The following is an 18335-nucleotide window of genomic DNA, read 5'->3' on the forward strand; positions in this document are numbered from 1 at the left end:
AACATGGTCTTCACTCCTGACGTGAGCGACGCGCTCGGATCGGCCGCGGAGCTGGCCAACTCGGCCACCGAGCCCGACGGGCTGGCGACGCTCGCCGACCTGCACGAGTTCTTCGACCGCTGGGAGTACACCGGCGCGCGGCCACGGACGCGGGCCGACCTGGACGCCGTCCGCGGGATCCGGTCTCGGCTGCGTGAGCTGCTGCGGGCCGACCGCGACACCGCCGTCGTCCTGGTGAACGCGGTCCTGGCCGAGCAGCAGGCCGTGCCTCAGCTGGTTCGCCACGACCGCCTCGACTGGCACGTGCACGCGATCGCGGACGACCGGCCGTTGCACGAACGGGTGCTGGTCGAGACCGCGATGGCCCTGATCGACCTGATCCGCGCCGACGAGATGGAGCGACTCGGCGTCTGCGCCGCCTCCGACTGCGACGACGTCGTCGTCGACTTCTCGCGCAACCGGTCACGCAAGTTCTGCAGCACGACGTGCGGGAACCGTGAGGCACAGGCCGCCTACCGGGCGCGGCAGGCGTGACGCTGGGCGCCTCCACCGGCCGGACGTCGCGAGCGGGCGCGTCGCGGAGGCGTAGACTCGAAAGGTCATGACGTTCCAGGAGACCATCGCGCGCACCGTGGAGACGGTCACCCCTGACCTGATCGAGCTCCGCCGCGACCTGCATGCCTTCCCCGAGCTCTCGTGGCAGGAAGAGCGCACGACCGACATCGTCGCGTCGTGGATGGACAAGCTCGGCCTGAGTCCGCAGCGGTTCGAGGGGACCGGCCTGTCGGTCGACATCGGACCCGTCGGCGGGCCGATGGTCGCGCTGCGCGCCGACCTCGACGCCCTCCCGATCCTCGACACGACCCAGGACCCGTGGCGGTCGAAGAACCCGGGTGTCGCCCACGCCTGCGGGCACGACGTGCACGTCTCGGCGCTGGTCGGTGCCGCCTCCGCGCTGGCCGAGGCCGACCGCGAGATCGGCCTGCCCACGCGGGTGCGGCTGATCTTCCAGCCCGCGGAGGAGGTCATGCCCGGCGGAGCCCTGCGGCTGCTGTCCGAGGGCGTGCTCGCCGGGGTCAGCCGGATCTTCGCGCTGCACTGCGACCCGTCGCTGGACGTGGGTCGCGTCGGCATCCGCGAGGGTGCGATCACCGGCGCCTCCGACCAGATCCACGTCGTCCTCAACGGTCGCGGCGGGCACACCTCACGCCCCCACCTGACCGAGGACCTGACGTTCGCCCTCGGCAGCCTCATCACCCAGCTGCCCGCCGTGCTGTCGCGCCGGTTCGACCCGCGCGCCGGAGCCAGCCTCGTCTGGGGTCAGGTCAGTGCCGGCAACGCCGCCAACGTCATCCCCGCGGTCGGCGAGCTCAAGGGCACGCTGCGCATGCTCGATGCGGCCGCGTGGCACGACGCCGAGCACCTCGTCCGCGGCATCATCGCCGACATCGTCGAGCCGTTCGGCGTGGGCGTCGACCTCGCCTACACGCGCGGTGTCCCGCCGGTGGTCAACGACTTCGCGGTGACCGAGCGGCTGCGCCGGGCCGTCACCGCCGCGCTCGGGCCGGACGGTGTCGCGACGACGTCGCAGAGCCTGGGCGGCGAGGACTTCGCCTGGTACGTCGAGACGCTGCCCGGCACGATGGCGCGCCTGGGCACCCGGACCCCCGGCGGCGCCACGTACGACCTGCACCAGGGCAACCTGCGGGTCGACGAGCGTGCGATCGCCGTCGGTGCGCTGGTGATGGCCAACGCCGCCGTGCAATGACGGTGTAACTCGCATTGACCACTTGGTCGAGCGATGCTACCTTGCGTGGACCAAAGACGGCCGCACGGGGTGCTGTCTTGCCATCGGGAAGAAGACTGCCCATGCGTGTTCCGCTCATTCTCGGGTCCCTCGTCGCAGGAATCGGCCTTGCCGCCGTGCCCACCAGCGCTCAGGCCGCGCCGGCGCGATGCGAGACCCCCGCGGCCAACCAGGTTCGCTGCTACCAAGTGCTGTCGACCAAGAAGTCGACGTTCAAGACGCTCTTCACGGACGGGCTCATCAACCAGACGAACAGCTCGGCGAAGCTCGAGTGCTACGTCGAGAAGACCACGAAGTTCGCCGCGAGCATGGGCTACAGCTTCTCCGGCGGGATCAAGATCAAGCTTCTCGCCGACATGTCGAGTCAGTCGTCCGTGAACATCTCCGGCGAGGTCTCCGCCACCCGGGGCTCGAAGATCAGCAAGACGGTGCCGGCACGAACCACGATCCTGTGTGACCGCGGGACGTACACCTACCGGGCCACGATCCGCCGAACCGGGTCCAACAACCAGACGGCCATCGCCACAACGACGAAGACCGCCACGGCGCCCTCGGCGGTCGTGTGGCGGTTCCGTACGCAGTGATCCGCTGGCGGGCGCGGACGGCGCTGTTCCTGGGGTCGATGCTCCTGACGTCCGCGCTCGCCGCATGCACCCCGGGCGAAGGCCCGCGTGACGTCGTCGCCGACGAGTCGCAGGCCTCCGCCGGCGCCCTGACGTCGCCTGAGCTGCCCGAGGGCGCGGAGGTGCTGGCCGAGTCCGCGGGACGGGGGACCACGCCCGGGCCGTCGAGTTTCAACAGCGACGGCAGCTACGCACTGCTGGCCACGTGCGCGAACGGCGAGATGGTGACGGTCTCGACCACGGCGGGGAACGGCGCCACCGTCGAGGTGCCGTGCACGGGGTACACCTCGCGGATGCGGTTCGTCATGGACGAGCGCGCGCAGGCGTGGACGGTGGACGCGCAGGCAGACCAGGAGTGGTCCGTCGCGTGGGTGAACTGGGACCAGGAGTGAGACCTGGCCGTCCGGGCGTGGCGGCGGGCGTGGCAACCATCGAAGCCGCGCGGCGTCCGTGTCACCGCCGTTGACACCGGTTTCACGCTGCTGTTAGCGTCGGCCATGGCCTCGTCCGCCCCGGAATTCCGCGGAAAACACGCGCTTCACTCGCTCGCGGTCGTGGTGGTCATGGTGGGAGTGCTGAGCGCCTGCACGGCGGATGGCACAGAGCCCGTCGCTGCCCTCGCTCCCGACTCCGCCAGCACCTCTCCATCGGAGCCCCCGCTCGAGCGACTGACGAAGCTCGACCTCGTGCGGGAGGGCACGATCCTGGCGGTGCAGACCGCCCGAGGGGTCGCTCAGCCCGCCGAGTTCGACACCGACGGCAGTTACGCCTTCCGCGTGGTGTGCACCGGCGGCGGGAAGTTGGCGGTACGGACGCACGCCAGCGGCGAGGAGGACGTCTCGGTCGCGTGCGACGGCTTCACCAGCGGGATGCGCTACCTGACCGAACGTGACCACGAGGTGTGGTCCGTCGACGCCACCGACGACCAGGAGTGGTCGATCGTGTGGGTCGACTGGGACGGTCAGCGCGACTGACTCAGGCCTCGGGCTCGGCCTGCGCCGGGTCGCCGGCGTCCCGCACGACCACGACGGGGCACGAGGCCGCGCCGACGGCGTGCTCGCTGACCGAGCCCAGCATCAGTCCCTTGAAGCCGCCCAGCCCGCGGGGGCCGACGACGAGCAGCGCGGCGTCGCGGCTGGCCTCGACCACGACGGTGGCTGGTTGGCCGCGTTCGACCTTCAAGGTGACGTCCACGTCCGGGAACTCGGCCATGGCGGCGCGCGTGGACTCCTCGAGGCGTTCACGCACGGCCTCGGCGTAGTCCGACGCGGGCGGCACGTAGCCGAACTCCTGGGTCTTGGGACGCGGCGCGGTGCGCATCGTCCAGGCGCGCACGACCGTGACCGGCATGTGGGCCCGCTGGGCGAGCTTCAGCGCCCAGCGAAAGGCGTGATCGGCGAAGTCCGAGCCGTCGTGTCCGACGACGATGGGTCCTGAGAAGGGCATGGCCTGATCCTAGTCCGCCATTTGATTACGGTTCGGTGACAGTTGTGCCCCGTTCGTGCGGAGTGGGCAACGGCGACACCTGGGACGCCTACCCTCGTGGTGACATCGCGTGCGCCCTCTTCCGGGCGCAGCCCCGAGGAGGAAAAAGTGCGTCGTGTGAACAAACTGACCGCCGTGGCCGCCGTGACGGCCCTGGTCTTCGCCGGAGCAGGCTGCTCCAAGAAGTCGACGGACGACAGCGCCAGCGACGAGGACTGTGTCGAGAAGGGCGACGTCAAGGTCGGCATGGCCTTCGACGTCGGCGGTCGTGGCGACCAGTCCTTCAACGACTCCGCAGCGAAGGGCCTGGACAAGGCCGCCTGCGAGCTCGGTTTCGAGGTCAAGGACGCCGAGGCCCAGGACGGCGAGCCCGAGTCCGCTCGTGAGGAGCGCCTCCAGCAGCTCGTCGACGCCGGCTACAACCCGGTCATCGCCGTCGGCTTCGCCTACGGCCAGTCGGTCGACAAGATCTCCAAGGCGAACCCGGACGTCAACTTCGCCATCGTCGACGAGGGCACGGTCCTGGGTGACAACATCACCAACCTCGTCTTCGCCGAGGAGCAGGGCTCCTTCCTCGTCGGTGCCGCCGCCGCGCTCAAGTCCGAGACCGGCAACGTCGGCTTCATCGGTGGCGTCGACACCGAGCTGATCAAGAAGTTCGAGGCTGGCTACAAGGCCGGCGTCAAGGCCGTCGACCCGAAGATCAAGGTCCAGTCGGTCTACCTCAGCACGCCGCCGGACTTCAGCGGCTTCGCCGACCCGGCCAAGGGCAACACGGCCGCCACCGGCATGTTCGAGAAGGGCGCGGACGTCGTCTACCACGCGGCCGGCGGCTCGGGCGGCGGCGTCTTCCAGGCCGCCACCGACGCGTCCACGTGGGCCATCGGCGTCGACTCCGACCAGGCCAAGACCGCCGACGAGGCCGTCCGCGACGTCATCATGACCTCGATGGTCAAGAACATCGACGTCGCCGTGTTCGACTTCCTCAAGAGCGTCGACGACGGTGCGCCCAAGGCCGGCCCGCAGGTCTACGACCTCAAGGTCGACGGCGTCGGCTACTCGAAGACCGGCGGTCACATCGACGACATCGCCGACCAGCTCGACGAGTACAAGCAGCAGATCATCGACGGCACCATCACGGTCCCGTCCAAGTGAGCGAGTCCTCGAAGCACTGAGGCCCTCGGCCCGGCCCTGCGCGATAGTAGCGTGGGGCCGGGCCTGCTCTTTGGGTCCGCCGACCACCGAAAGGTGACACCGTGAGCAGCACGCCGACCGCGCCCCCAGCCGGTCCCTCCAGTTCCACCGACGTCGTCGTCCGCCTGCGCGGCATCGGCAAGACGTTCCCCGGCGTCATCGCCAACCACGACATCGACATCGACGTCCGTCGCGGCACGATCCACGCGATCGTGGGCGAGAACGGCGCCGGCAAGTCGACGCTGATGAAGATCCTCTACGGGGTCCAGAAGCCCGACTCGGGCGTCATCGAGATCGACGGAGACGCAGTCAGCCTGTCGACGCCCTCGGACGCGATCGCGCACGGGGTCGGCATGGTGTTCCAGCACTTCATGCTCGCGGACAACCTCACGGTGCTCGAGAACGTCGTCCTGGGCGCAGAGAAGATGCACGGCATCGGCGACGGCGCCCGCGCGCGCATCCGCGAGCTCTCCGACACCTACGGACTGGGCATCCGCCCCGACGACCTGGTCGCCGACCTCGGCGTCGGTGCGCGCCAGCGCATCGAGATCCTCAAGGTCCTCTACCGCGGGGCCCGCATCATCATCCTCGACGAGCCGACCGCGGTCCTGGTGCCCCAGGAGGTCGACGAGCTGTTCGACAACCTGCGGGGGCTCAAGGCCGAGGGGCTGGCCGTCATCTTCATCTCACACAAGCTCGACGAGGTGCTGTCCGTCGCCGACACGGTCACCGTGATCCGCCGCGGCACCACCGTCGAGACCGTGCCGGGGCACAGCGTCACGGCACGTCAGCTGGCCGAGCTCATGGTCGGCTCCGAGCTGCCCAGCCCCAGCACCGAGGCCTCCACCGTCACCGACGTCGAGGTGCTCGAGGTCAGCGAGCTGGGGCTGCCCGACCCCGCCGGTGGTCGCCCGCTGCTGGAGGACATCTCCTTCGCCATCCACCGGGGCGAGATCTTGGGCATCGCGGGTGTCGAGGGCAACGGCCAGGCCGAGCTGGTCGAGGCCATCATGGGCATGCGCCCCGACGCCACCGGCGTCATCGAGCTCAACGACGGCGACATCGCCGACTGGTCCACGCGCCGCCGCCGCGAGGCGGGCATCGGCTACATCCCCGAGGACCGCCACCGGCAGGGCCTGCTGCTGGACGCCCCGCTGTGGGAGAACCGCGTCCTGGGACACCAGACGCGCGAGCCCAACATCGCCGGTCCGTTCATCGACCGGGCCGGCGCACGGGAGGACACCGAGCGGATCGTGCGGGAGTACGACGTGCGCACACCCGGCATCGACACCCTGGCCCGCGCGCTGTCGGGCGGCAACCAGCAGAAGCTGATCGTCGGCCGCGAGATGAGCAGCGAGCCCAGCCTGCTGATCGCGGCCCACCCCACGCGCGGCGTCGACGTCGGCGCGCAGGCCGCGATCTGGGACCACATCAAGCGCGCCCGTCGCAACGGCCTGGCCGTGCTGCTGATCTCGGCCGACCTGGACGAGCTGATCGGCCTCTCGGACACGATCGCGGTCCTGCTGCGCGGTCAGCTGGTCGGCACGTTCGATCCCGCCAGCGTCACCCCGCAGCAACTCGGCTCCGCGATGACCGGCGCCGCCGACGAGGAGGACGCCCGATGACGCAGTCGCGACTGAACCGGATCGCGCTCGCCCTGGCCGCTCCGGTCCTGGCCCTGCTGACCGCCTTCATCGTCACGAGCCTGGTGCTGATCCTGGCCGGTGACGACTGGATCGGCGTGTGGAGCCAGATCCTCAGCTGGCCCAGCAACCGCACGATGATCAACATCGTCAACTCGGCGACGGTCTACTACCTGTCGGCGGTCGCGGTGGCGATCGGCTTCCGGATGAACCTGTTCAACATCGGTGTCGACGGCCAGTACCGGATCGCGTCGTTCGCGGCCGCCTGGGTCGCCGGCGAGGCGTGGCTCCCGGGTCCGTTCAACATCGCGCTGGCCCTGGTCGCCGGCATGTTCGTCGGCGCCATGTGGGCCGGCATCGCCGGGTTGCTGCGCGTCACGCGCGGCGTCTCCGAGGTCATCTCGACGATCATGCTGAACTCGATCGCCACGGCCGTCGTGGCGTACTTCCTGCGCAAGGTCGCCGTGCGCGAGGAGGGCAGCAACGTCATCTCGACCAAGCCGCTGCCCGAGAGCAGCCACATCCCGGGGATCCCCTTCCTCGGCGGCGAGGTCTACGGCTTCGTGGTCATCGCGATCCTGGTCGGCATCGGCTACTGGCTCGTGATCAACCGCACGCGCTTCGGGTTCGACCTGCGTGCCGCGGGCCAGTCCGAGAGCGCCGCCGTGGCGTCGGGCATCAACGTCAAGAAGATGATGCTCGTCACCATGCTGCTGTCGGGAGCGATCGCAGGCCTCGTGGGCCTGCCGCTGCTCTTCGGCCAGGACTACGCCTACGGCTCCACGTTCCAGTCCGGGCTGGGCTTCGCCGGCATCGCCATCGCGCTGCTGGGACGCAACCACCCGGTCGGCATCGCACTCGGTGCCTTGCTGTTCGCGTTCCTGGACCAGCAGTCCAACCCGCTGCAGATCCTGCTCGACGTCTCGCCGGACATCGTCAAGGTCACCCAGGGCGTCATCGTCCTGGCCGTCGTCATCGCCTACGAGGTCGTGCGCCGTTACGGCGTCCGCATGGAGCAGCGAAACGTCGCCGCGGCCCTGGATGCCGCACCCCGTGAGAAGGAGGTGGCGCGATGAGCGAGCGCCAGCGAGCGAGAATGGGGCTGCTCATGGCGGCACCTGCCTACCGTTGCTTCTCCCAGGAGGTGGCGCGATGAGCGTCGCGACCGACCCCGTCGCCGGCGCCCCGGCCGCCAAGCGTCGTTTCCGCCTGAGCTGGCCGTGGATGCTGATCGGCATCGCCGGCATCCTGGTCGTGATGTCTCTGCTGCGCATCGTCACGGGCGTCGACGACCTCACGTCCTCAGGCACGATCCGCGCGACCCTGATCGCGGCCGTCCCGATCGGCCTGGCCGGCCTGGGTGGCCTGTGGTCCGAGCGCGCGGGCGTCGTCAACATCGGCCTCGAGGGCATGATGATGCTCGGCACCTTCGGTGCGGGCTACTTCGGCTACTTCTACGGTCCGTGGCAGGGCGTCGTCGGCGCGATCCTGCTCGGCGCCGCGGGTGGCCTGCTGCACGCCGTCGCCACCGTCTACTTCGGGGTCGACCACATCGTCTCCGGTGTCGCGATCAACATCATCGCGGCCGGCGCGGTCCAGTTCCTCGCGGGCATGGCCTTCAGCGGCGTGCCCGGTGGCGGCCAGACCCAGTCGCCGCCGATCGACCGATTGCCCAACATCACGATCTCGGGCCTGTCCGAGCCGTTGGGCGAGATCGAGCAGAAGCACTGGTTCTTCGTCTCGGACTTCGCCTCCGTGCTGCGGGCGCTCGTGACGAACATGTCCGTGCTGACGGTCATCGCGATCGCTCTGTTCGTGGTGACGTGGTGGGTGCTGTGGCGCACCGCGTTCGGCCTGCGCCTGCGCTCGTGCGGTGAGTCGCCGGCCGCGGCGGAGTCGCTCGGCGTCAACGTGTACCGCTACAAGTTCATCGCCGTCATCACGTCCGGCGGCCTCGCCGGACTGGCCGGCGGCTTCCTGGCGCTCGTCGCGGCCAACGCTTTCCGCGACGGCCAGACCGGCGGCCGCGGCTACATCGGCCTGGCCGCGATGATCTTCGGCAACTGGCGTCCCGGCGGCCTGTTCGCCGGTGCCACGCTGTTCGGCTACACCGACACGCTGCGGCTGCGCGGCGGCGGCGAGACCGTCCACGCGGTGCTGCTGCTGGTCGCCGTCTTCCTGGTCATGCTCGCGATCTGGCAGTGGCGCCAGCACGGACACCGCGCGGCCCTGATCGCGGCCGTGCTGGGTATCTTCGTGGCAGGGATCTACATGGTCACGGACGAGGTTCCCAACGAGCTCGCCACCATGACCCCCTACGTCACGACGCTGCTCGTGCTGGCGGTCTTCAGCCAGAACCTGAGGATGCCCGCCGCGGACGGCAAGGTCTACCGGAAGGGCTCTGCAGGATGACCGTTCACCAGCTCACGAAGGACGCCGTATGAGCGGCTTCGGCTTCACGCCGCCCGAGGCTCCCGTCGACTGGGCGGCCCTGCAGAAGTACGCGGTCGAGGTCATGGAGCGCGCGTACGCGCCCTACTCGAAGTACAAGGTCGGCGCGGCCGGCCTCGTCGACGACGGCCGCGTCGTGCTGGGCTGCAATGTCGAGAACGCGGCGTACGGGGTCGCCCTGTGTGCCGAGTGCGGCATGGTCTCGGCCCTGCACTCCACCGGTGGCGGCCGCCTGCGGGCCGTGGTCTGCGTCGACGGCGAGGGCCAGGTGATCATGCCGTGCGGCCGCTGTCGCCAGCTGCTGTGGGAGAACGGCGGCCCGTCCTGCGAGCTGATGACCGTCTCCGGCGTCAAGCCGATGACCGACGTGCTGCCGGACGCGTTCGACGTGGAGGACCTGGCGTGACCCTGATGACCGGCTTCGACCCGACCGAGGCGCAGTTCCTCGAGGATCCGTATCCGGCGCTGGCGCGACTGCGCCGGCAGGGTCCGCTGGTGTGGCACGAACCGTGGTCGATGTGGCTCGCCACCGATCACGCGACCGTCGGCGCCGTCCTGAAGAACCGCGCGTTCGGCCGGCTGTGGAACGACTGGGAGCCGGTCGAGGAGATGGAGCCGTTCAACGCGCTCCACCGCAACCAGCTGATGGAGAACGAGCCCCCGGCCCACACGCGCATGCGGCGCCTGCTGGCCGGCGCGTTCGGTCGCGGGCACGTCGAGCGCATGCGCCCCCGCATCGAGGCCCTGGCCGCCGACATGGTCGCCGCCCTGCCGGACACGTTCGACGTGCTGGCCGACTACGCCGAGCCGATGCCCGTCTACGTCATCTGCGACCTGCTGGGCGTTCCTCGTGAGGACCACGAGGACCTGCGCCGCTGGAGTCAGGCGATCGTGCACATGTACGAGAAGGACATCGACGAGGCCACGAAGCTCGCCGCGCTCGAGGCCAGTGCCGCGTTCTCGGACTACGTGCACGAGGTCATCGCGATGCGGCGCCGCCAGCCCGGCGAAGACCTGGTCAGCGACCTCATCGCCGAGACCGACGCGGGCAAGGGCTTCTCCGACGACGAGCTGGTCGCCACCGTCGTGCTGTTGCTCAACGCGGGCCACGAGGCCAGCGTCAACACGTTCGGCAACGGCTTCCATGCGCTGCTGACCCACCGCGACCAGCTGGCGCGGGTCACCAGCGGCGAGGTGCCGATCGAGATCGCGCTCGAGGAGCTGATCCGCTTCGACGCTCCGCTCCAGCTGTTCGAGCGCACGGCCACGAAGGACGTCGAGGTCGCCGGCCAGGTGGTCTCGGCCGGCCAGAAGGTCGCGTGCCTGATGGGCTCGGCCAACCGCGACCCCGAGGTGTTCGAGGACGCCGACACGTTCGACGTCGGCCGCGACCCGAACCCGCACGTCGGCTTCGGCCTGGGCATCCACTTCTGTCTGGGTGCGCCGCTGGCGCGCCTCGAGCTGAGCATCTCGCTGCGTGCCCTGCTCGACCGATTCCCCGACCTCGTCCTGACCGGCGAGTCCCCGCGGCGCCCCACCTGGGTGCTGCGCGGCTACGAGAGCATCCAGGTGTCTGCATGACTGAGCGGGAGCGAGAAATGAGAACGTCGATGCCGGTGCCGGCGTGCTGTGCCTTTTCCACGGAGGTGCCGGCATGACTGAGAAGTTCGCCCCCACGGACGTGGTCATCGCCAAGCGCGACGGCCACGAGCTGACCGACGACCAGATCGACTGGGTGGTCGACGCCTACACCCGCGGGGTCGTGGCGCCCGAGCAGATGTCGGCCCTCGCGATGGCGATCCTGCTCAACGGCATGAACCGCCGCGAGATCGCCCGCTGGACGGCCGCGATGATCAGCACCGGCGAGCGGATGGACTTCTCGTCGCTCTCGCGCCCCACCGCCGACAAGCACAGCACCGGCGGCGTGGGCGACAAGATCACCCTCCCGCTGGCGCCACTCGTGGCGGCCTGCGGCGTCGCCGTGCCCCAGCTGTCCGGGCGCGGCCTGGGCCACACCGGCGGCACGCTCGACAAGCTCGAGGCGATTCCCGGCTGGCGCGCCGCCCTGTCGAACGACGAGATCATGACCCAGCTCGAGGACATCGGTGCGGTCATCTGCGCCGCCGGCTCGGGGCTGGCGCCGGCGGACAAGAAGCTCTACGCGCTGCGCGACGTCACCGGCACCGTCGAGGCGATCCCGCTGATCGCCAGCTCGATCATGAGCAAGAAGATCGCCGAGGGCACGGGCGCGCTCGTGCTCGACGTCAAGGTCGGGTCGGGCGCCTTCATGAAAAGCCTGACGGACGCGCGTGAGCTCGCCGAGACGATGGTCGCGCTGGGCACCGATGCCGGCGTCAGGACCGTCGCGTTGCTGACGGACATGTCGGTGCCGCTGGGCCTCACGGCGGGCAACGCGCTCGAGGTTCGTGAGTCCGTCGAGGTGCTGGCCGGCGGAGGGCCGGCCGACGTCGTCGAGCTGACGGTCGCCCTGGCCCGCGAGATGCTCGCCGGCGCCGGCGTGACGGACGTCGATCCGGCCGACGCGCTGCGGGACGGCCGCGCGATGGACGTCTGGAAGGCCATGATCCGCGCCCAGGACGGCGACCCGGACGCGGCGCTGCCCACGGCCCATGAGACCGAGGTCGTCACGGCCGACACCGATGGCGTGCTGACCTCGCTGGACGCCATGGCGGTCGGCGTGGCGGCGTGGCGGCTCGGTGCCGGACGCTCACGACCCGGCGAGGACGTGCAGGCGGCGGCCGGCGTCGAGATCCACGCGAAGCCCGGTGACACGGTACGGGCGGGCCAGCCGTTGCTGACCCTGCACACCGACACGCCCGAGCGGTTCGAGCGGGCGCGCGAGGCCCTCGACGGCGGCTGGGAGATCGGCGACTCCGCTCCCGAGACGACTCCGTTGGTCATCGACAGGATCGGCTGAGGGGCACACGCACCACGCCGGCGGCCCGAGGCGACAAGGTAGGTTCGAGGTCATGCGCATCCTGAACGACCGAGACGAGATCGCTGCCTCCGCAGGGACCGAACTGGGCGTCAGCTCGTGGATCGAGATCAACCAGGACCGGATCGACATGTTCGCCGACGCCACCGGTGATCGCCAGTGGATCCACGTCGACGCCGAGCGTGCGGCCGAGGGCCCGTTCGGCACCACGATCGCCCACGGCTACCTCACCTTGTCCCTGTTGCCGTTCCTGGGTGCCCAGGTCTTCGCCTTCGCCGGCGACCTCGCTCGCGTGAACTACGGCCTCAACCGCGTCCGGTTCATGGCGCCCGTGCGGGTGGGCTCGCGGGTCCGCATCCGCGTCGAGGTCCTCGAGGTCACGGACATCGAGAAGGGGCAGCAGGTCACGTTGCAGCACACCGTCGAGATCGAGGGCGGCGAGAAGCCCGCCTGCATCGCCGAGGCCGTCACGCTGCTGATGGAGCCGGGCGCATGAGGGCCACTCCCGAGCAGATCGCGGTCGTCCCCAAGGTCGCGCTGCACGAGCACCTCGACGGGGGAGTCCGCCCCGAGACCGTCGCCGAGATCGCGCTCGAGATCGGCCACGACCTGCCGGCGGCGCCCGACCAGCTCGGTGCGTGGTTCGAGGAGGCGTCGTCGTCGGGCTCGCTCGTGCGGTACCTCGAGACGTTCCAGCACACGACCGCCGTCATGCAGCGCCCCGAGGACCTGGCCCGCGTGGCCCGCGAGGCGGTCCACGACCTGGCCGCCGACGGTGTCGTCTATGCCGAGCTGCGCTGGGCACCCGAGCAGCACCAGGGTGCCGGGCTCTCGATCGAGGAAGCCGTCGAGGCCGTCCAGTCGGGCATCGACCAAGGTGTCGCCGACGTGACCGGTTCGGGTCGCACCATGGTGGTCGGCCAGTTGCTCACCGCCATGCGTCACGCCATGCGCGGGCTCGAGATCGCCAAGGTGGCCGTCGAGTACCGCGACCGCGGCGTGCTGGGCTTCGACATCGCCGGTGCCGAGGACGGCTTCCCGCCGATCCTGCACCTCGAGGCGTTCGAGTACCTGCGCCGCGAGAACATGCACTTCACGATCCACGCCGGCGAGGCGTTCGGGCTCCCGTCCATCTGGCAGGCCGTCCAGCGCTGCGGCGCCGACCGGCTGGGCCACGGCGTGCGGATCGTCGACGACATCGACTTCTCCGGCACTCCCCGGCTCGGGCGTCTCGCGTCGTACATCCGCGACTCGCGCATCCCGCTCGAGATGTGCCCGTCGTCGAACCTGCAGACCAGTGCCGTCCCGGGGATGACGTCGATCGCCGACCACCCGATCGGCCCGCTCGCCGAGCTCAACTTCCGGGTCACGGTCAACAGCGACAACCGGCTGATGAGCGGTACCTCCATCGGTCGCGAGATGAACCTGCTGACCGACGCCTTCGGCTACAGCCTCGGCGACCTGCGCTGGTTCACGGTCAACGCGATGAAGAGCGCGTTCCTGCCGTTCGACGAGCGACTCGTGCTGATCAACGAGGTCATCAAGCCGGGGTACGCAGCCCAGGCGTGACCGCTGGTGGCGGGGACGGTGGCTCGGGTCAGCGCGTGAGGAAGCGGTAGGCGCGCTTGGGGTGCATGGGAACGCAGCCGGCCTCGAGTGCCTCGGCGATGACGCGGGGCTGGTCCTTCATGAGGCGCCAGCCGCGGCGCACCAAGGTCATCGGGGGCTTGCGGGCCTCGCGCAGGTCGCGAACGAGGCGCAGCGCGAAGACGATCGGCCGGGGCCGGGTGAGGCAGATCGCCGCGTCCAGCACGCCGGCCTCGCGGCACGGCGCGACCATGTCGGTCGCGAACAGTCCCTCGGCGATGAAGCGGTCGCCCGTCAGCACGACCTCGTGCGTGCCGACCACGCGGCTGACCGAGATGTCGTAGACCGGGACGTGGGCGCGCCCGTCGCGGCACAGTGACGTGATCGCGGCCATCGCGGCCTCGTGGTTCCATGAGCGGGGATCATCCCAGTCGGGGATGCCCAGCGTGCTCCGCGGCAGGTTCGGGTGGTCGACGTCGTGGTAGAAGTCGTCGAGCCGCAGGACGGTCCACCCGAGCCGCTCGGCCAGGTGCGACTTCCCCGAGCCGGAGGGGCCGGCGAGGATCACGACGTGCGGCACAGGTACGAGGTTATCGCCGTGGGTCAGCGGGCCGCCGGGGGGACGCAGGACGATGCATTCGGGTACCCCAGCGGGGCGAGATGCCTCATCCTGCGTCCCCCGGGACGGTCAGACGCCGATCGGGTGCCAGACGGTCTTGGTCTCGAGGAACGGCGTGATCCGCTGCAGCGACTGGGCCGTCGGCGTGCCGGGACGCAGGACGCGCTTGAGGTTGATCGCGGCCTCGGCCTCGAGGTCGCGCGCGACGTCGGCATCGTCCACGCCGGTCAGGTCGAGCGCGTTCACGTCGAGGTGCCCGGCCAGCCACGACCCGACCTCGGTGATGTCGCCCGTCAGCATGTTCACGACACCGCCCGGCACGTCGGACGTCGACAGGATCTCCGACAGCGTGATCGCCGGCAGCGGGCGCCCGTACGAGGAGACGACGACGGCGGTGTTGCCGCCCACCAGCACGGGGGCCAGCACCTCGACGAGTCCCAGGAGTGACGACTGCTGCGGGGCCGCGATGACGACGACGCCCGTCGGCTCGGGGGACGTCAGGTTGAAGAACGGCCCGTTCACCTGGTTGGCGTTGCCGGCGACCTGCGAGAGCTTGTCGGCCCAACCGGCGTACCAGACCCACGTGTCGACCGCGTTGTCCACGATCGCGTTGGCTCGCTTCTCGGTGACGCCCTCGGCGGCACGGACCTCGGCGACCAGCTGGTCGCGGCGGCCCTCGAGGACCTCGGCCACGCGGTAGAGGATCTGGCCGCGGTTGTACGGCGTGCGCGTCGACCAGCCGCCGAACGCCTTGCGCGCGGCGGCGACCGCGTCGCGACCGTCCTTGCGCGAGGCCTTCGAGGCATTGGCCAGGAAGCGACCCTTGGAGTCGGTCACCTCGAAGGTGCGACCGGACTCCGAGCGCGGGAACGCCCCGCCGATGAACAGCTTGTACGTCTTGCGGACGTCGAGTCGATCACTCATTTGCTTCCCTCCAGGTAGGAGGCCAGCCCGTGGCGGCCACCCTCGCGGCCGTAGCCGGACTCCTTGTACCCACCGAACGGCGAGGCGGGGTCGAACTGGTTGAACGTGTTGGCCCAGACGACGCCGGCCCGCAGCTGGTTCGCGATCGAGAGGATGCGCGAGCCCTTCTCGGTCCACACGCCCGCGGACAGGCCGAACGGTGTGTTGTTGGCCTTCTCGACGGCCTCGGCGGGCGTGCGGAAGGTCAGCACCGACAGGACGGGGCCGAAGATCTCCTCGCGGGCGATCCGGTGGGCCTGCGTGACGCCGGTGAAGATCGTCGGGGCGTACCAGTAGCCGCGCTCGGGCAGCTCGCACGGAGCGCTCCAGCGCGAAGCGCCCTCGTCGTCGCCGGTGGCGGCCAGGTCGCGGATGCGGCCCAGCTGCTCGGCCGAGTTGATCGCGCCGACGTCGGTGTTCTTGTCCAGTGGATCACCCAGGCGCAGCGTGGCCATGCGGGTCTTCAGGCGGTCCAGGACCTCCTCCGCGACGCTCTCCTGCACCAGCAGGCGCGAGCCCGCGCAGCACACGTGACCCTGGTTGAAGAAGATGCCGCGGACGATGCCCTCGATCGCCTGGTCCATCGGCGCGTCCTCGAACACGATGTTCGCGGCCTTGCCGCCCAGCTCGAGCGTCAGGCGCTTGTCCGTGCCGGCGACGGTGCGGGCGATCTCGCGACCGACCGGGGTCGAGCCGGTGAACGCGACCTTGTCGACGTCGGGGTGCGAGACGAGCAGCCGGCCCGTCTCACCGGCGCCGGTGACGATGTTGACGACGCCGGCCGGCAGTTCGGCCTGGCGGCACACGTCCGCGAAGAGCAGGGCGGTCAGCGGCGTGGTCTCGGCGGGCTTGAGCACGACGGTGTTGCCGGCCGCCAGCGCCGGCGCGACCTTCCACGCCAGCATGAGCAGCGGGAAGTTCCACGGGATGACCTGGGCGGCGACGCCGAGCGGCTGCGGGTTCGGGCCGAGGCCGGCGTGATCGAGCTTGTCGGCCCAGCCCGCGTGGTAGAAGAACCACTGCGAGACGAGCGGGACGTCGACGTCGCGCGACTCCTTGATCGGCTTGCCGTTGTCCAGCGTCTCGAGGACGGCGAACTCGCGGCTGCGCTCGGCCAGGATGCGGGCGATCCGGAAGAGGTACTTGGCGCGTTCGCGGCCGGGCATCGGGCCCCAGACGCGCTGGTAGGCCTTGCGGGCCGCGCGGACGGCGCGGTCGACGTCGGCCTCGTTGCCCTCGGCGACCTCGGCCAGGACCTCCTCGGTCGCGGGGTTGACGGTCTTGAAGGGCTCGCCGCCACCGTCGGTGAACTCACCGTCGATGAACAGGCCGTAGCTGGCGGCCAGGTCGACGATGGCGCGCGACTCGGGGGCCGGGGCGTATTCAAACTTCGGCATGGGTATCAGTCCAAGGTGACGTGGTCGGGGCCGGAGTAGCGGCCGGTGAGCATCTTCTGGCGCTGCATGAGCAGGTCGTTGAGCAACGAGGAGGCGCCGAAGCGGAACCAGTCCGGGTGGAGCCAGTCCTCGCCGGCGATCTCGTTGACGACCACGAGGTACTTGATCGCGTCCTTCGTGTTCCGGATGCCGCCCGCGGGCTTGACGCCCACCTGACGACCCGTGGCGATGCGGTAGTCGCGCACGGCCTCGAGCATCAACAGGGTGACCGGGAGCGTCGCGGCGGGCTGGACCTTGCCGGTGCTGGTCTTGATGAAGTCCGCGCCGGCGTCCATCGCGAGCCACGAGGCGCGGCGGACGTTGTCGTAGGTCTGCAGCTCGCCGGTCTCGAGGATCACCTTGAGGTGGGCCGGGCCACAGGCCTCCTTGACGGCCACGATCTGGTCGTGGACGGTCGCGAGGTCGCCGGAGAGGAACGCACCCCGGTCGATCACCATGTCGATCTCGTCGGCGCCGTTCGCGACGGCGGCGGCGGTGTCGGCCAGCTTGACCTCGAGCGCGGCGCGGCCCGACGGGAACGCGGTGGCGACGGCCGCGACGTGCACGCGATCGCCGACGACCTCACGCACGTACGGGACCATGTCGCCGTAGACGCAGACGGCGGCGGCCTGCGGGCACGACGGGTCGGTCGGGTCGGGGCGCAGCGCCTTGGTGGCGAGCGCGCGGACCTTGCCGGGGGTGTCGGCGCCCTCGAGCGTCGTCAGGTCGACCATCGAGATGGCCAGGTCGATGGCCCACTGCTTGGAGGTCGTCTTGATCGAGCGGGTGGCCAGCTGCGCCGCCCGTGACTCGAGGCCGACCTGGTCGACGCCGGGCAGGCGGTCGAGCCCGGCGATCAGGGTCTTGGTCATCAGCTGTTCCCTCCGGGAAGCGGACTGGTCTGGTCGGGTGCGGTGGACGCGATGCTGCGGTGGACCGCGGCGACGACGGCGTCGACGGTGATGCCGCGCTCGGCGAGCACGAGGTCACCGGCACCGCTCGCGCCGAACTCCTCCACACTCACTATCTCACCGTCCGTGCCGACGTACTTGTGCCAACCGGTGCCGGTGCCGGCCTCGACGCTCACCCGGGCGGTGATCGAGCGCGGCAGCACGGACTCACGGTAGGCGCGGTCCTGCTCCTCGAACCACTCCAGGCACGGCGCGGAGACGACGCGGACGGCGACGCCGGCCTCGGCCAGCTGCTCGCGCGCCGTCATCGCCAGGCCGACCTCGGAGCCGGTCGCGACGATGATCGCGTCGGGCGTGCCGTCGGTGTCGGCCAGCACGTAGGCGCCGCGGGCGGCTCCGTGCTCGGGCAGGACGTGGTCGCCGGTGACGGGCACACCCTGGCGGCTCAGCACGAGCGCGGACGGGCGGTCGGACTCGAGGATCCGCGTCCACGCGTCGATCGTCTCGGTCCAGCTGCCGGGGCGCACGACGTCGAGGCCCGGGATCGCGCGGTGGGACCACAGGTGCTCGACCGGCTGGTGCGTCGGACCGTCCTCGCCGACGCCGACCGAGTCGTGCGTCCACACGTACGTGACGGGCAGGCCCATGAGGGCCGCGAGC

General features: G+C 70.3%; 20 protein-coding genes. 14 read left to right on the top strand and 6 right to left on the bottom strand.

Annotated elements, in window-relative coordinates; translation table 11 throughout:
• Positions 1-3: 3 nt before the first annotated feature.
• From RT323_RS06465 to RT323_RS06485, 5 genes are all read left to right on the top strand, one after another.
• Positions 4-534 carry a CGNR zinc finger domain-containing protein gene (locus RT323_RS06465; protein WP_313406076.1) on the top strand — a complete coding sequence of 177 codons (531 nt, stop codon included), beginning with the start codon at positions 4-6 and terminating at the stop codon, positions 532-534.
• Positions 535-601: 67 nt separating this feature from the next.
• Positions 602-1768 (top strand): amidohydrolase, encoded by a 1167-nt coding sequence (locus tag RT323_RS06470; protein WP_313406079.1) that lies wholly within the window; start codon positions 602-604, stop codon positions 1766-1768.
• A gap of 101 nt (positions 1769-1869) precedes the next feature.
• Positions 1870-2391: a hypothetical protein gene (locus tag RT323_RS06475; RefSeq protein WP_313406082.1), complete on the top strand. Its 522-nt coding sequence runs from the start codon at positions 1870-1872 to the stop codon at positions 2389-2391.
• Positions 2388-2822 carry a hypothetical protein gene (locus RT323_RS06480; protein WP_313406084.1) on the top strand — a complete coding sequence of 145 codons (435 nt, stop codon included), beginning with the start codon at positions 2388-2390 and terminating at the stop codon, positions 2820-2822. Before RT323_RS06475 ends, RT323_RS06480 begins: the two co-directional genes overlap by 4 nt.
• Positions 2823-2927: 105 nt before the next feature.
• Positions 2928-3404 carry a hypothetical protein gene (locus RT323_RS06485; protein ID WP_313406087.1) on the top strand — a complete coding sequence of 159 codons (477 nt, stop codon included), beginning with the start codon at positions 2928-2930 and terminating at the stop codon, positions 3402-3404.
• A 1-nt stretch (position 3405) separates the two neighbouring features.
• On the opposite strand, the gene RT323_RS06490 is transcribed toward RT323_RS06485, so the two are convergent.
• Entirely contained in the window at positions 3406-3876 is a 471-nt protein-coding gene (locus RT323_RS06490; protein ID WP_313406089.1) for a universal stress protein, read from the bottom strand.
• Between the two features lie 156 nt (positions 3877-4032).
• On the opposite strand from RT323_RS06490, the gene RT323_RS06495 reads away from it, so the two are divergent.
• The 9 genes from RT323_RS06495 to RT323_RS06535 all read left to right on the top strand — a co-directional run bounded on the left by RT323_RS06495 (position 4033) and on the right by RT323_RS06535 (position 13728).
• Positions 4033-5070: a BMP family ABC transporter substrate-binding protein gene (locus tag RT323_RS06495; RefSeq protein WP_313406091.1), complete on the top strand. Its 1038-nt coding sequence runs from the start codon at positions 4033-4035 to the stop codon at positions 5068-5070.
• A gap of 101 nt (positions 5071-5171) precedes the next feature.
• On the top strand, positions 5172-6734 hold the full coding sequence (locus tag RT323_RS06500; protein ID WP_313406093.1) for an ABC transporter ATP-binding protein: 1563 nt from the start codon (positions 5172-5174) through the stop codon (positions 6732-6734).
• On the top strand, positions 6731-7828 hold the full coding sequence (locus RT323_RS06505; protein WP_313406096.1) for an ABC transporter permease: 1098 nt from the start codon (positions 6731-6733) through the stop codon (positions 7826-7828). The genes RT323_RS06500 and RT323_RS06505 overlap by 4 nt, the downstream gene beginning before the upstream one ends.
• Positions 7829-7904: 76 nt before the next feature.
• Complete coding sequence (locus RT323_RS06510) at positions 7905-9164, top strand: ABC transporter permease (protein WP_313406098.1); 1260 nt, start codon at positions 7905-7907, stop codon at positions 9162-9164.
• 28 nt (positions 9165-9192) lie between these two features.
• Positions 9193-9609, top strand: coding sequence for a cytidine deaminase (locus RT323_RS06515; RefSeq protein WP_313406100.1), 417 nt, complete (start codon positions 9193-9195; stop codon positions 9607-9609).
• 5 nt (positions 9610-9614) lie between these two features.
• The gene (locus RT323_RS06520) at positions 9615-10784 is read left to right on the top strand and encodes a cytochrome P450 (protein ID WP_313406119.1); all 1170 of its coding nucleotides are present in this window, start codon (positions 9615-9617) and stop codon (positions 10782-10784) included.
• A 73-nt stretch (positions 10785-10857) separates the two neighbouring features.
• Positions 10858-12141, top strand: a complete 1284-nt coding sequence (locus tag RT323_RS06525) for a thymidine phosphorylase (RefSeq protein WP_313406101.1) — start codon at positions 10858-10860, stop codon at positions 12139-12141.
• Between the two features lie 52 nt (positions 12142-12193).
• A complete protein-coding gene (locus tag RT323_RS06530) occupies positions 12194-12655 on the top strand; it encodes a MaoC family dehydratase (protein ID WP_313406104.1) in 462 nt (153 codons plus the stop codon).
• Entirely contained in the window at positions 12652-13728 is a 1077-nt protein-coding gene (locus RT323_RS06535) for an adenosine deaminase (RefSeq protein WP_313406105.1), read from the top strand. The genes RT323_RS06530 and RT323_RS06535 overlap by 4 nt, the downstream gene beginning before the upstream one ends.
• A gap of 28 nt (positions 13729-13756) precedes the next feature.
• On the opposite strand, the gene RT323_RS06540 is transcribed toward RT323_RS06535, so the two are convergent.
• The 5 genes from RT323_RS06540 to RT323_RS06560 all read right to left on the bottom strand — a co-directional run.
• Positions 13757-14326 carry an ATP-binding protein gene (locus tag RT323_RS06540; RefSeq protein WP_313406107.1) on the bottom strand — a complete coding sequence of 190 codons (570 nt, stop codon included), beginning with the start codon at positions 14324-14326 and terminating at the stop codon, positions 13757-13759.
• A 108-nt stretch (positions 14327-14434) separates the two neighbouring features.
• The gene (locus RT323_RS06545; RefSeq protein ID WP_313406109.1) at positions 14435-15289 is read right to left on the bottom strand and encodes an aldehyde dehydrogenase family protein; all 855 of its coding nucleotides are present in this window, start codon (positions 15287-15289) and stop codon (positions 14435-14437) included.
• Positions 15286-16725 (bottom strand): aldehyde dehydrogenase family protein, encoded by a 1440-nt coding sequence (locus RT323_RS06550; protein WP_313406110.1) that lies wholly within the window; start codon positions 16723-16725, stop codon positions 15286-15288. The genes RT323_RS06545 and RT323_RS06550 overlap by 4 nt, the downstream gene beginning before the upstream one ends.
• A 5-nt stretch (positions 16726-16730) precedes the next feature.
• Positions 16731-17636 carry a deoxyribose-phosphate aldolase gene (gene deoC / locus RT323_RS06555; protein WP_313406112.1) on the bottom strand — a complete coding sequence of 302 codons (906 nt, stop codon included), beginning with the start codon at positions 17634-17636 and terminating at the stop codon, positions 16731-16733.
• The coding region (locus RT323_RS06560; RefSeq protein WP_313406114.1) for a transketolase-like TK C-terminal-containing protein at positions 17636-18335 on the bottom strand (700 nt) is incomplete at its 5' end. The genes RT323_RS06560 and deoC, both read right to left, overlap by 1 nt.

Source organism: Aeromicrobium sp., assembly GCF_032084975.1.
Lineage (GTDB): Bacteria > Actinomycetota > Actinomycetes > Propionibacteriales > Nocardioidaceae > Aeromicrobium.